Genomic DNA, 12,790 nt, shown 5'->3' on the forward strand with positions numbered 1-12,790 from the left:
AACGATCGTTTTACCGGCTTTTTCATTCAGGCTCGTGATCCCATGCCCAATCCCGTGGACCGTAACTCTCTGCTGGAGCAGACGCTCAAGCAAACCCGCGAGCAACTGCAGCTGGTTCTGGAAGCCGCCTGCATGGGCACCTGGGACTGGCATATTCCCAGCAATATGCTCGACGCCTCACCGCGCGCCGCGCAACTGCATGGCCTGCCCGCAGCGCACTGGCAGCAACCCGGCGAAGCCTTTTTCCAGCGCTTGCCCAGCGATGAGCGTCAGCGCCTGCTCAGCCTCTATCGCGGCTGGCTCGACGGCCACAGCGAGCCTCTGCAAGCTACCTATCGCCTTGACCTGCCCGACGGCAGCACACGCCTGCTGGAAACCCGTGCGCACCTGTACCGCGACGAGCATGGCGCCCCGTTGCGCCTGTTCGGCACCTTGCTCGACATCACCAGCCAGCAGGCCCAGGCGGCACTGGACGACACCCGGGAGAAGTTCGCCAAGGCGTTTCACTCCAGCCCCGACTCGATCACCATCACCGAGCGCACCAGTGGTCGCTATCTGGAGGTCAACGACGGCTTCTGTCGCCTGACTGGCTACAGCATCGAGGAGGTGCTCGGGCGTACCGCCCACGACATCAACATCTGGGGCAGCGTCGAGCAGCGCCTGCAAATGGTCGCGTACCTGCAACAGCATGGCCGCATCAATCACCGCGAAATGATCGGACGCAACAAACAGGGCGATTTGCTGGTGCTGGATGTCTGCGTCGAGCCCATTACCCTGCATGACATCGACTGCCTGCTGATGACCGCGCGCGACATCACCCAGCTCAAGAGTGCCCAGGCGCAGGTTCAGCACCTGGCCTACCACGATTCATTGACCAACCTGCCCAACCGCGCCCTGCTCACCGACCGGCTCAGCCAACAGATTTCCCTGCTCAGGCATCACAACCTGCGCGGCGCCTTGATGTTTCTCGACCTGGATCATTTCAAGCACATCAACGATTCGCTGGGCCATCCGCTGGGCGACAGCGTGCTGAAAATCGTCACCGCCCGCCTGGAAGCCAGCGTGCGCCAGGAAGACACCGTGGCGCGCCTGGGCGGCGATGAGTTCGTGGTCCTGATCAGCGGCCTTGCGGGCAGCCGCAAACAGGTGACCGAGCAGGTCCGCGAACAGGCCGACACGCTGCGCGAGCTGTTATCCGAGCCAATGTTCCTGGATGGTCACCGCCTGCAGGTCACGCCCAGCATCGGCATTGCCCTGATTCCCGATCACGGCACCCACCCCGCCGACTTGCTCAAGCGCGCCGATATCGCCCTGTATCGCGCCAAGGACTCGGGACGCAACACCTCACAGCTGTTTCACTACAGCATGCAAAGGGCGGCCAGCGATCGCCTGCGCCTGGAAAACGATCTGCGCATGGCGCTGGTGCGCAGCGAGTTTTACCTGTGCTATCAGGCCCAGGTGGACGCCCGCGACCAACGCATCATTGGTGCCGAGGCCCTGTTGCGCTGGCATCACCCTGAACACGGCCTGCTGGCACCCTCGCAATTTGTGCCGGTACTGGAAGAAAGCGGGATGATTCTGGAGGTCGGCAGCCGGGTGCTGGAACAGGCTTGCCAGGCATGCAGCCAATTGCTGCGCCAGGGGCTGATCGAAAGAAACGACTTCAAGATGGGTGTGAATATCAGTCCGCGCCAGTTTCATCAGATCGACTTTGTCGAGCGCATCGAGCGCACGCTGCAAACCTGCCAATTGCCCGGCAGCATGCTCAAACTGGAAATCACCGAAAGCATGGTCATCCAGAACATGGACGACACCATCACCAAGATGCAGCGTCTGAAGAAAACAGGCATCAGTTTCGCGATGGACGATTTCGGCACCGGCTACTCGTCGCTGACCTACCTCAAACGCTTGCCGATCGACACCTTGAAGATCGACCAGTCGTTCGTGCGCGATGCGTGCAGTGATCCCAATGATGCTGAAATCATCCGCGCCATTGCCGCCATGGCCCAGAGCCTGAACCTGCACGTCATCGCCGAAGGCGTGGAAACCCCCGAGCAACTGGCGTTTCTTCAGCACTCGGGGTGCCATGTCTATCAGGGCTATCTGTTCAGCGAGCCACTGGAAGACCCGGCATTCGAAGCCCTGCTGCGATTGCAGGGGCATTTGCAGGAAGATGTATCAAGGGTGCCGACCTGAACTACGCCGCGTGATGCTCAGGCGCACAACCCAGCAGCCTGCCCACCCGCTCGCAGTCGGTTTCACGGCGCAGCAGGTCGAACATGACCGTTGCTTCCGGGTAGCTCTTGGTCAGCAGCGCCAGCCATTGCTTGAGACGGCCCGGCGCCTGCAGCGCGGTCAGCTTGACCAGGCAGGCGGCCCAGAACAGCCGCAGCATCGGCTGCAGCTCGGCCCAGGTCAGCGGCTCGACGGTCTCGCCGCGCGCTGTGGCCGCGATCTGCCGCGCCAAGTCAGGCTTTGCCACCAAGCCACGGCCCAGCATGATGTCTTTCGCGCCGCAGACAGACTTGCAACGCTGCCAGTCTTCGACGCTCCAGATCTCGCCATTGGCGACCACAGGCACCTTGACCACTTCCTGAATGCGCGCAATCCACTCCCAATGCGCCGGCGGCTTGTAGCCGTCGAGCTTGGTGCGGGCATGCACCACGATGCGTGCTGCGCCGCCATCGACCAGCGCACGGGCGCAATCAAGCGCCTGATCGGTATTTTCATAGCCCAGGCGCATCTTGGCGGTGACCGGAATATCGGCCGGCACCGCCCGGCGCACCTGGCTGACGATGGAATGCAGCAGCTCTGGCTCGCGCAGCAGGATCGCACCGCCGCGCGAGCGGTTGACGGTCTTGGCCGGGCAGCCGAAGTTGAGGTCCAGCACCGGCGCGCCCAGCTCACAGGCAAAGGCTGCATTTTCCGCCAGGCAACCGGGATCGGAGCCGAGCAACTGCACATGCATCGGCACACCGGCGGCGGTTTTTGCACCGTTGGGCAGCTCGGAGGCCAGTTTGTAAAAGTAACTGGCAGGCATCAGCCGGTCGGTCACCCGGATGAACTCGGTCACGCACCAGTCGATGCCACCGACCCGGGTCAGTACATCGCGCAGAATGTCGTCAACCAGGCCTTCCATGGGCGCCAGGGCAATTTGCATGGGTGATACTCGAAAAAAAGTCCGGCAGTTTACTGGGCGCCACCGGGAATGGAAACGTCAGCCGGGCAGATTGCTGCGCCATAACCGCCGATAAACTCATCGGGCATGCGTTTGGGACGACCGCTGGACAGCTCGATACAGACAAATGTGGTGTGCGCACGCAGCAGGGTCACGCCATCGGCGGCGCGGCGGAGTTGAAAGCGCCGGGTCATTTTCAGGCGCTTGTCCCAGCCGACAATCCAGGTCGCCAGTTGCAGCTCATCGTTTTCGTAAGCACTGGCCAGGTAATCGATTTCATGGCGGGTGACGGCCATGGCCCGATCCAGACGCCGGTATTCGCTCAGATCCAGACCAAGCTGCTGCGAATGGCGCCAGGCACTGCGTTCCAGCCAGGTGACATACACCGCATTGTTGGCGTGGCCCAACCCGTCGATATCGTCAGCGGTGACAGTCAGATCGATGATGAAAGGCGTTGCGAGGTCCCAGACCATGCGTGCTCCTGCGGTGGCGGCTTCAATAGACGCAGCAGTGTAGCAAGCGCAAGTGCAGAGCATGGCGGGTGGGGACAGGGAAAACAAAACGCTGAAAAAACAAAAGGGCCATTCAATAAACGAATGACCCTTGGGCCCGCATACGCGGAAAATTGTGGCGTCCCCTAGGGGACTCGAACCCCTGTTACCGCCGTGAAAGGGCGGTGTCCTAGGCCACTAGACGAAGGGGACGCAAAACCTTCTATCGGATCCGCCTTGCGGCGAACCTGGCAAATTGGTGGAGCTAAGCGGGATCGAACCGCTGACCTCCTGCATGCCATGCAGGCGCTCTCCCAGCTGAGCTATAGCCCCGAATTTAACGCCCTGCGGCGCAGATCAGCCTTACGGCATCACTGGGTAAAACTGGCGTCCCCTAGGGGACTCGAACCCCTGTTACCGCCGTGAAAGGGCGGTGTCCTAGGCCACTAGACGAAGGGGACGCAAAACCTTCTATCGGATCCGCCTTACGGCGAACCTGGCAAAATTGGTGGAGCTAAGCGGGATCGAACCGCTGACCTCCTGCATGCCATGCAGGCGCTCTCCCAGCTGAGCTATAGCCCCGAATTTAACGCCCTGCGGCGCAGATCAGCCTTACGGCATCACTGGGTAAAACTGGCGTCCCCTAGGGGACTCGAACCCCTGTTACCGCCGTGAAAGGGCGGTGTCCTAGGCCACTAGACGAAGGGGACGCAAAACCTTCTATCGGATCCGCCTTACGGCGAACCTGGCAAAATTGGTGGAGCTAAGCGGGATCGAACCGCTGACCTCCTGCATGCCATGCAGGCGCTCTCCCAGCTGAGCTATAGCCCCACATCAGTGGACGGGGCGCATGTTAAGAGCGTTTGGAATATCTGTCAAATTTATTTTCGAGGAATTTCAAAAAAAAATTCCGATATAACAACCACTTACCGCCTCAAGCCGAAAAAACCTGTAGCCGGACGGCTGCCGACGCCCTGTTTTCAGGGGGCCGGCAGCCGTTCCTGAGGAGTCAGCCGATAGCGCCCAGCAGCTTTTCCCATTCCTTGTTTTCTTTCTTCGACACACCGCCCAACAGATCAAGCGCCTGGCGCAGACGGAAGCGGGTCAGGTCGGGGCCGAGGATTTCCATGGCATCGAGCACCGACACCGAGCTGGCTTGGCCTGTGATCGCTGCAAACATCAGCGGCATGGCATCGCGCAGCTTCAACTGCAGATGATCGACCACCGCCTGGATGGTGGCGGTAATCGCCTCCTTGTTCCACTGACGCAGCGACTCAAGCTTCCACAGCAGCAACTGCATCAACTGACGCACCTGCTCAGGCGAGAGCTTCTTGTGCTCGAACAGGGCCGCATCGGGGTTCACGCCACCGGCGAAGAAGAAACCGGCCAGCGGTGCAACCTGGCTGAAGGTCTCTACCCTGCCCTGCACATGCGGGGCAATCTGCATCAGGTACTCGGGGTTGAACGCCCACTGCTGCAGGCGGCTGGCAAACTGCTCGACCGGCAGTTCACGCAGCCACTGACCATTGAGCCACGAGAGCTTCTCGATATCGAAGATCGGCCCACCCAGAGAAATACGCGACAGGTCGAAGTTGTCGACCATTTCCTGCAAGGTGAATTTCTCGCGCTCGTCAGGCATCGACCAGCCCATGCGGCCCAGATAGTTGAGCATCGCCTCAGGCATGAAGCCCATGCGCTCGTAGAAGGTCACCGAGGTCGGATTCTTGCGCTTGGACAGCTTGCTCTTGTCCGGGTTACGCAGCAGCGGCATGTAGCACAACTGCGGCTTGTCCCAGCCGAAGTATTCGTAAAGCAGAATCAGCTTGGGCGCCGAGGGCAGCCACTCTTCGCCGCGCAACACGTGGGTGATGCCCATCAGGTGGTCATCGACCACGTTGGCCAGGAAGTAGGTCGGCAGGCCGTCGGCCTTCATCAGGACCTGCATGTCCATGCGGTCCCACGGAATCTCGACATCGCCACGCAGCAGGTCAGGCACCACGCAAACGCCTTCGCTTGGCACCTTCATGCGGATGACATGCGGCTCGCCGGCGGCCAGGCGGCGCTGGACTTCTTCTGGCGACAACAACAGCGCACGGCCGTCATAACGCGGGGTTTCGCCGCGCGCCTGCTGCTCGGCACGCATCTGGTCCAGCTCTTCGGCGGTGCAGAAGCACGGGAAGGCGTGACCCATTTCAACCAGTTGGCGGGCGTATTCGCGGTAGATATCGCCCCGCTCGCTCTGCCGGTACGGACCGTGCGGACCGCCGACATCCGGGCCTTCGTTCCACTCGATGCCCAGCCAGCGCAGCGCGTCGAAAATCTGCTGCTCGGACTCGCGGGTGGAACGTACCTGGTCGGTGTCTTCGATCCGCAGAATGAACTCGCCGCCATGCTGCTTGGCGAAGCAGTAGTTGAACAGCGCGATATACGCGGTGCCGACGTGGGGATCGCCGGTAGGCGATGGCGCGATGCGGGTACGAACGGTGGTCATGGATAATCCCGGATAGGTCGATCAAACGACGAATCTTAGCAGGACCCAACGCAGCTGTAAGCTGCAAGCCACAGCCGTAGGAGTGAGCGTAAAGCTCGCGAAGAGGCCTGCACCTTCAACATGTTCGGTGGCTGACAGTCTGCATTCGCGAGCTTTACGCTCACTCCTGCGCGTTTTCATACCTTGAGCAGGCGTTCGCGGAGTTTGGTGATTTCGTCGCGCATCTGGGCCGCAGCCTCGAATTCCAGGTCGCGGGCCAGTTCGTACATTTTTTCTTCCAGTTGGCGAATACGCTTGGTGATTTCGCTTGGCGAGCGCAGTTCGTTCTCGGCGCGGGCCAGTTCCTCGGCGGCCTTGGCAGCGCCCTTGCGCTTCTTGCTGCGTGCGCCGGGCACAGTGGCGCCTTCGAGAATGTCAGCCACATCGCGCGACACACCGACAGGCGTGATGCCATTGGCCTCGTTGAAGGCGATCTGCTTGTCTCGCCGGCGTTCGGTCTCGCCGATGGCCCGCTCCATCGAGCCGGTCATGCGGTCGGCATACAGAATCGCCCGGCCGTTGAGGTTACGTGCGGCGCGACCAATGGTCTGGATCAGCGAACGCTCGGAACGCAGGAAACCCTCCTTGTCGGCGTCGAGGATTGCCACCAGCGCCACCTCGGGCATGTCCAGGCCTTCACGCAACAGGTTGATGCCCACCAGCACATCGAAGGCGCCGAGGCGCAAGTCGCGGATGATCTCGACCCGCTCCACGGTGTCGATGTCCGAGTGCAGATAGCGCACCCGCGCACCGTGATCACCCAGATAGTCGGTGAGGTCTTCAGCCATGCGCTTGGTCAGCGTGGTGACCAGCACCCGCTCGTCGAGCGCCACGCATTTCTTGATTTCCGACAGCAAGTCGTCGACCTGGGTCAGCGCCGGACGGATCTCGACCAGCGGGTCGACCAGCCCCGTCGGGCGCACCACTTGCTCGATTATTCGTCCGGCATGCTCGGCCTCATAAGTGCCGGGCGTGGCCGAGACGAAGATGGTCTGCGGGCTGATCGCCTCCCATTCATCGAAGCGCATCGGCCGGTTATCCAGCGCCGAAGGCAGGCGAAAGCCATATTCGACCAGGGTTTCCTTGCGCGAACGGTCGCCCTTGTACATGGCGCCGACCTGCGAAACGCTGACGTGGGACTCGTCGATGACCAGCAGCGCATCGGCCGGCAGGTAATCGAACAGGGTCGGCGGCGGCGCACCGGAAGGCCGACCGGACAGATAGCGCGAATAGTTTTCGATGCCGTTGCAGTAGCCCAGCTCCAGCATCATTTCCAGATCGAAGCGGGTGCGCTGCTCCAGGCGCTGCGCTTCCAGCAGTTTGTTGGCGCCGCGCAGGTATTCGAGACGCTCCTGCAGCTCGACCTTGATACCCTCGATGGCCTCTAGCAGTGTCTCGCGCGGCGTGACGTAGTGGCTCTTGGGGTAGAAGGTGAAGCGCGGCAGCTTGCTGATTACCTCGCCGGTCAGCGGGTCGAAGGCCGACAGGCTTTCAACCTCGTCGTCGAACAGCTCGATGCGGATCGCCTCAAGGTCCGATTCGGCCGGGTAAACGTCGATCACATCGCCGCGCACCCGGAAGGTGGCGCGGGCAAAATCCATGTCGTTGCGGGTGTATTGCAGGTCGGCCAGGCGGCGCAGCAAGGCGCGCTGGTCGAGTTTGTCGCCACGGTCGATGTGCAAGACCATGCGCAGGTAGGTTTCTGGACTGCCCAGGCCATAGATGCACGACACCGTGGTGACGATGATGGCGTCCTTGCGCTCCAGCAGTGCCTTGGTCGCCGACAGGCGCATCTGCTCGATGTGGTCGTTGATCGAGGCGTCCTTCTCGATGAAGGTGTCCGACGACGGCACATAGGCTTCGGGCTGGTAGTAGTCGTAGTAGGAAACGAAATACTCCACCGCGTTATTCGGGAAAAAGGCCTTGAACTCGCCGTACAACTGCGCAGCCAGGGTCTTGTTCGGCGCCAGCACCAGCGTCGGGCGCTGCACCTGGGCGATGACGTTGGCGATACTGAAAGTCTTGCCCGAGCCGGTCACACCCAGCAGGGTCTGGTGCGCCAGCCCGGCCTCGATGCCTTCGACCATCTGCCGGATGGCTTCAGGCTGGTCGCCAGCGGGTTGAAAACGGGTGACGAGCTGAAACTCGGACATAGCGTGCCTCTTGGGTGATAAGCGCCGACAGCAACCTGTGCCGCTCTCGAAATGCGCCTGACCTGCTCAGATGGAGCCGGGCACCGGGCTTTTCAAGACAGCCATACAACCTGCCAATACAGAGTGGAGGTTAAGGGCGCGCCATCGTTCGGCAAAAAATGTGAAATATCTTGAAAAAACCATGCCCGCGCAGTCGCCGTGCCGCACACAGCTCACTATACTGACTCCCCGTTTGTGCACTGCTCTGGGGCATTCGGACCGGGCGTGCATTCATTACCCCTTCCCTACTCAGAGCTGCCGCAAACAATGAGCCTGTTCTCCGCTGTCGAAATGGCACCACGCGATCCTATCCTGGGCCTCAACGAAGCATTCAACGCCGACACCCGCACCACCAAGATCAATCTTGGTGTGGGTGTCTACTGTGACGAAGACGGGCGCATCCCGCTGCTGCGCGCGGTGGCCGAAGCCGAGAAGATCCGCGTGGCTCAACACGCCCCGCGTGGCTACCTGCCGATCGACGGCATCGCCGCCTACGACCTGGCGGTGCAAAAGCTGCTGCTGGGCGCCGACTCGCCGCTGATCGCTTCTGGCCGGGTGCTGACCACCCAGGCCGTGGGCGGCACCGGCGCACTGAAGATCGGCGCCGACTTCCTCAAGCAACTGCTGCCGGGCGCCGTTGTCGCCATCAGCGACCCGAGCTGGGAAAACCACCGCGCCCTGTTTGAAACCGCCGGCTTCCCGGTGCAGACCTACCGCTACTACGACGCTGCCAGCCACGATGTAGACCGTGCCGGCATGCTCGAAGACCTGCAGAACCTGCCAGCCGGCTCGATCATCGTGCTGCACGCCTGCTGCCACAACCCGACCGGCGTCGACCTGAACCTGGACGACTGGAAAAAGGTGCTGGACGTCGTCAAGACCAAAGGCCACGTGCCGTTCCTGGACATGGCCTACCAGGGCTTCGGCAAAGGCATCGATGAAGACGCCGCCGCCGTGCGCCTGTTCGCCGATTCGGGGCTGACCTTCTTCGCCTCAAGCTCGTTCTCCAAGTCGCTGTCGCTGTACGGCGAGCGTGTCGGCGCGCTGTCGATCATTACCGACTCCAAGGAAGAAACCGGTCGCGTGCTGTCGCAGGTCAAACGTGTGATCCGCACCAACTACTCCAACCCGCCGACCCATGGCGCAATCATTTCCGCCGCGGTGCTCAACGACCCGGCCCTGCGCCAGGTGTGGGAAGAGGAACTGGGTGAAATGCGCGTACGCATTCACGGCATGCGCAAAGCCATGGTCGAGCGCCTGGCCAACAACCCGGCCGGTCAGGACTTCAGCTTTGTCAGCCGCCAGCAGGGCATGTTTTCGTACTCGGGCCTGACCGCCGCCCAGGTTCTGCGCCTGCGTGAAGAGTTCGGCATCTATGCCCTGGACACCGGCCGCATCTGCGTGGCCGCGCTGAACCAGAAAAACATCGACCAGGTGTGCAACGCCATCATCCAGGTGCTGTAGCACGTTCGGCCTTGATCGCCCGTAGACACGGCCCCGTGTTTACGGGCGATTGCCTCGATTGCTTCGAGCCAGAACGGCCTTTGAAATATTTTTTTACATCTTTTCCCCTGCCCGGCTTTACGGGTATTTCATTCTCGTTCGTCTTTATCTAGATACGACGGCTACGTCTGCTCTAGCCACGGCCGTATGGAAGCAACGGAGTCTGCCCAGAAGGGCCACTCCACTCCGTGAATCGAGACCGTTATTCATGTCCAAGAAATCCCGCTCAAAACTCTGGTTCCTGGTGCACAGCTGGGTGGCCTTGCCTATCTGGTTCTTTGTCCTGATCGTCTGCGTGACCGGCACGCTGGCCGTGGTCAGCAAGGAGATCATGTGGCTGGCCAACTCCGAAATGCGCGCCAATGCCCCTTCGGACGATGCACCACGCCTGAGCTTTGAACAGGTGCGCACCATCATCAAGCAGAACGAGCCCGATGTGTACGTAGGCTCGATTTCCCAGCCAGATGGTGATTATTTCGCACTCAGTGCCCGCCTGACCTACCCGGACGGGCGCGCCGTGGCGGCATACGTCAACCCGTACACCGGGGTTATCCAGGGCGTTACCCCTTCATTTGACTTCCGCTTTTTCACCCGGGCACTGCATGGCTGGTGGCTGGTGCCGTTCACCAATGGTTATTCGTGGGGCTGGTACCTGGTGTCGTTTCTCGGCATCCCGATGCTGGTGTCGTTGATCACCGGGCTGGTGGTCTACAAAAAGTTCTGGAAGGGCTTTTTCAAGCCGACCCTGCGCTTCAACCATGGCTCGCGGATTTTCTGGGGCGACTTCCATCGCCTGAGCGGTATCTGGTCGATCTGGTTCATCGTGGTGATCTCGATCACCGGCACCTGGTTTCTGATTCAGGCGATTCTGGGCGATAACCAGATCAGCCTGTCCAGCCGCGCGGCAGCGGCCTCGATCCTGCCGCACAGCGCCGTACCGCTGACTGTCGACGGCAAACCGGTTCCCACCATCAGCCTGGACAAGGCCATCGAGATTGCCCAGTCAAAAATTCCAGGCCTGGAAGCCAGCTTCATCAGCCCGCCTTCCAACGCCTACAGCAACATGAACATTGCTGGCCGCAGCTGGTACCCGCTGATGTTCCAGACCGCCGAAATCAACCCGTATACCGGCGAAATCGCCTCCACGCACTTGCTGTCGGACCGCAACAAGATCGAGTTCGTCACCGAGTCCATGCGACCGTTGCACACCGGTGACTTTGGCGGCATCTGGATCAAGCTGATCTGGGCCTTCTTCGGCCTGGTGCTGAGCATGATGGTCTTGAGCGGCCTGCTGATCTGGACCAAGCGCACCGCGCAAGCCACCCTCAATGCCCTCAAGCGTGAAGCCAAGGCAGCCAGGCCCAAAGCCAGCCCCGTGCCGCAAGCGGGCACTCGCCCTGCCCTGGCCAACGAAACTGCGGAGAACGCCCTGTGAGCAAGGCTGCGACTGTTCAACCGTCCTCGCCCCTGAGCCGTTTCTGGTACAAGTGGCGCTTCCACATCAACGTACTGTTGCTGCTGATTCCGCTGGGCTTCATGCCCAAATACTTTGCCGATGCCGCATTGTTTCGCGGCGACAAAGGGCTGGGTGAGCGCGATATCGGTCAGGTGCAAGTGGGCCCATGGAGCCTGCGCCTGGCCGAGGAAAGTATGGAGCCACCACGCTCATTCGGTGCCGGCCCCAGCAAAAGCTTCAATGCCACGCTGTGCGCCGAATGCATCGACCGGGTCAAGGCCACTTACCTGCGCATCGGCAAGCCGCGCAGCCTGCGCACCGCCGGGTTTATTTTCTTTGGCTCCGGCTACCGCATGGGCGCATTCATGCAAATCCCGCCAACCACCGACCCTGACGCCGAACTGTGGATCACCATGGAAGGCTGGGATGGCGCCGTCCACCAAGCCTCGATCCCGCTGGCACAGGCCTCGCCAAGCACGGTTGCCTGGCTGAAAAAGCAAGGAGTCAAAAAATGATCAACGCGTATTTACGCCGCCTCGCGATGCTGGGCCTGTTGGGCCTGAGCGGCACCGCTCTGGCGCATAACCCGATCTGCGAATGCCAACAGGTCGACAGCGAGACCATCCGTTGCACCGGCGGTTTCTCCGATGGCAGCGGCGCCGCTGGCGTAACCCTGGATGTGATCGGCTACGACGAAACCATCCTGGTGCCCGGCAAGCTGGGCGACGATTCGACCGTGACCTTCAAGAAACCGGCGACCGAGTTCTATGTGCTGTTCGATGCAGGCCCCGGCCACGTCGTGGAAATCGACCAGGCGGACATTGCCTCCCGATGACTACTTCGACCCGCCAAATCATCCGTCCGGCCGGCGCCGGGCATGAAACCCTCTATGTCCTGCTGCTGTGCCTGCTGATCCTTGCGGTTGCAGGCTCGGTGGTCGGGCTGCGCGGGCAAAGCCATGAGCCTGAAGCGGTGGCCAGCCATCAGCTCGATGCCCGACGCGACCTGAACGCAGCCGAGCAAGGGATTTATGCCGACCTGCGCGTCACGCTGGATGAAATCCGTCTGCTGGCGCAGGAGCAGCAAACGCCGGTGACCGTGCAGCAACTGGCCGACGACGGCTTTGCACCGTTCGCCCAGGACGCCAGCTCGGCCGCCCGCGGCGCGCATGCCTGGCACTTGCAGGATCAGTCCTATCTGGGGCTGAGCCAGGCAACTGAAGTGGCCGGCTCGTTTCTGCTGCGCGGTCATCCCGAGGCCGAAAAGCATGGCGATGAGCAACCGGACATCTGGCTCAGCCGCACTGCATCGCCCACAGCGCCGACCGACCTGAGCGACCAGGCCCTGATCGCTGCCGGCTGGAAACAGGTCGTCGCCCAATTCGATGCCGGGGTCACCCGCCAGCATCGGCACTGAACCCACGCATTCATCGCACAGAAG

10 protein-coding genes and 6 tRNA genes are annotated in these 12,790 nt (G+C 61.4%); 6 read left to right on the top strand and 10 right to left on the bottom strand.

Annotation, left to right across the window (positions count from 1 at the left end; all coding sequences use genetic code 11):
* Nucleotides 1-42 precede the first annotated feature (42 nt).
* Complete coding sequence (locus ACYAS9_RS29570) at nucleotides 43-2,196, top strand: putative bifunctional diguanylate cyclase/phosphodiesterase (RefSeq protein WP_463572050.1); 2,154 nt, start codon at nucleotides 43-45, stop codon at nucleotides 2,194-2,196.
* Between the two features lies 1 nt (nucleotide 2,197).
* On the opposite strand, the gene ACYAS9_RS29575 is transcribed toward ACYAS9_RS29570, so the two are convergent.
* The 10 genes from ACYAS9_RS29575 to uvrB all read right to left on the bottom strand — a co-directional run bounded on the left by ACYAS9_RS29575 (nucleotide 2,198) and on the right by uvrB (nucleotide 8,352).
* Nucleotides 2,198-3,160 carry a tRNA dihydrouridine synthase gene (locus tag ACYAS9_RS29575; RefSeq protein ID WP_463572051.1) on the bottom strand — a complete coding sequence of 321 codons (963 nt, stop codon included), beginning with the start codon at nucleotides 3,158-3,160 and terminating at the stop codon, nucleotides 2,198-2,200.
* Between the two features lie 29 nt (nucleotides 3,161-3,189).
* Complete coding sequence (locus ACYAS9_RS29580; RefSeq protein WP_463572052.1) at nucleotides 3,190-3,651, bottom strand: acyl-CoA thioesterase; 462 nt, start codon at nucleotides 3,649-3,651, stop codon at nucleotides 3,190-3,192.
* Nucleotides 3,652-3,806: 155 nt separating this feature from the next.
* Nucleotides 3,807-3,882 (bottom strand) — tRNA-Glu (locus ACYAS9_RS29585).
* 44 nt (nucleotides 3,883-3,926) lie between these two features.
* Nucleotides 3,927-4,002 (bottom strand) — tRNA-Ala (locus ACYAS9_RS29590).
* A 52-nt stretch (nucleotides 4,003-4,054) separates the two neighbouring features.
* Nucleotides 4,055-4,130, bottom strand: a tRNA-Glu gene (locus ACYAS9_RS29595).
* Between the two features lie 45 nt (nucleotides 4,131-4,175).
* Nucleotides 4,176-4,251: transfer RNA gene (locus ACYAS9_RS29600), tRNA-Ala, on the bottom strand.
* A 52-nt stretch (nucleotides 4,252-4,303) separates the two neighbouring features.
* A tRNA-Glu gene (locus ACYAS9_RS29605) sits at nucleotides 4,304-4,379 on the bottom strand.
* A gap of 45 nt (nucleotides 4,380-4,424) precedes the next feature.
* Nucleotides 4,425-4,500, bottom strand: a tRNA-Ala gene (locus ACYAS9_RS29610).
* 178 nt (nucleotides 4,501-4,678) lie between these two features.
* Nucleotides 4,679-6,160 carry a glutamate--tRNA ligase gene (gltX, locus tag ACYAS9_RS29615; protein ID WP_463572053.1) on the bottom strand — a complete coding sequence of 494 codons (1,482 nt, stop codon included), beginning with the start codon at nucleotides 6,158-6,160 and terminating at the stop codon, nucleotides 4,679-4,681.
* Nucleotides 6,161-6,336: 176 nt separating this feature from the next.
* Nucleotides 6,337-8,352: an excinuclease ABC subunit UvrB gene (uvrB, locus tag ACYAS9_RS29620; protein ID WP_463572054.1), complete on the bottom strand. Its 2,016-nt coding sequence runs from the start codon at nucleotides 8,350-8,352 to the stop codon at nucleotides 6,337-6,339.
* 306 nt (nucleotides 8,353-8,658) lie between these two features.
* Here uvrB and ACYAS9_RS29625 point away from each other — a divergent pair, with 306 nt between their 5' ends.
* The 5 genes from ACYAS9_RS29625 to ACYAS9_RS29645 all read left to right on the top strand — a co-directional run bounded on the left by ACYAS9_RS29625 (nucleotide 8,659) and on the right by ACYAS9_RS29645 (nucleotide 12,766).
* Entirely contained in the window at nucleotides 8,659-9,855 is a 1,197-nt protein-coding gene (locus tag ACYAS9_RS29625; protein ID WP_463572055.1) for an amino acid aminotransferase, read from the top strand.
* Between the two features lie 247 nt (nucleotides 9,856-10,102).
* Nucleotides 10,103-11,329 carry a PepSY-associated TM helix domain-containing protein gene (locus ACYAS9_RS29630; RefSeq protein ID WP_463572056.1) on the top strand — a complete coding sequence of 409 codons (1,227 nt, stop codon included), beginning with the start codon at nucleotides 10,103-10,105 and terminating at the stop codon, nucleotides 11,327-11,329.
* Complete coding sequence (locus ACYAS9_RS29635; RefSeq protein ID WP_463572057.1) at nucleotides 11,326-11,865, top strand: thiamine pyrophosphate-binding protein; 540 nt, start codon at nucleotides 11,326-11,328, stop codon at nucleotides 11,863-11,865. Before ACYAS9_RS29630 ends, ACYAS9_RS29635 begins: the two co-directional genes overlap by 4 nt.
* Nucleotides 11,862-12,185, top strand: a complete 324-nt coding sequence (locus tag ACYAS9_RS29640; protein WP_463572058.1) for a hypothetical protein — start codon at nucleotides 11,862-11,864, stop codon at nucleotides 12,183-12,185. The genes ACYAS9_RS29635 and ACYAS9_RS29640 overlap by 4 nt, the downstream gene beginning before the upstream one ends.
* Nucleotides 12,182-12,766: a DUF6162 family protein gene (locus ACYAS9_RS29645; protein ID WP_463572059.1), complete on the top strand. Its 585-nt coding sequence runs from the start codon at nucleotides 12,182-12,184 to the stop codon at nucleotides 12,764-12,766. The genes ACYAS9_RS29640 and ACYAS9_RS29645 overlap by 4 nt, the downstream gene beginning before the upstream one ends.
* Nucleotides 12,767-12,790 lie beyond the last annotated feature (24 nt).

This window comes from Pseudomonas sp. HP_08 (genome assembly GCF_055284095.1).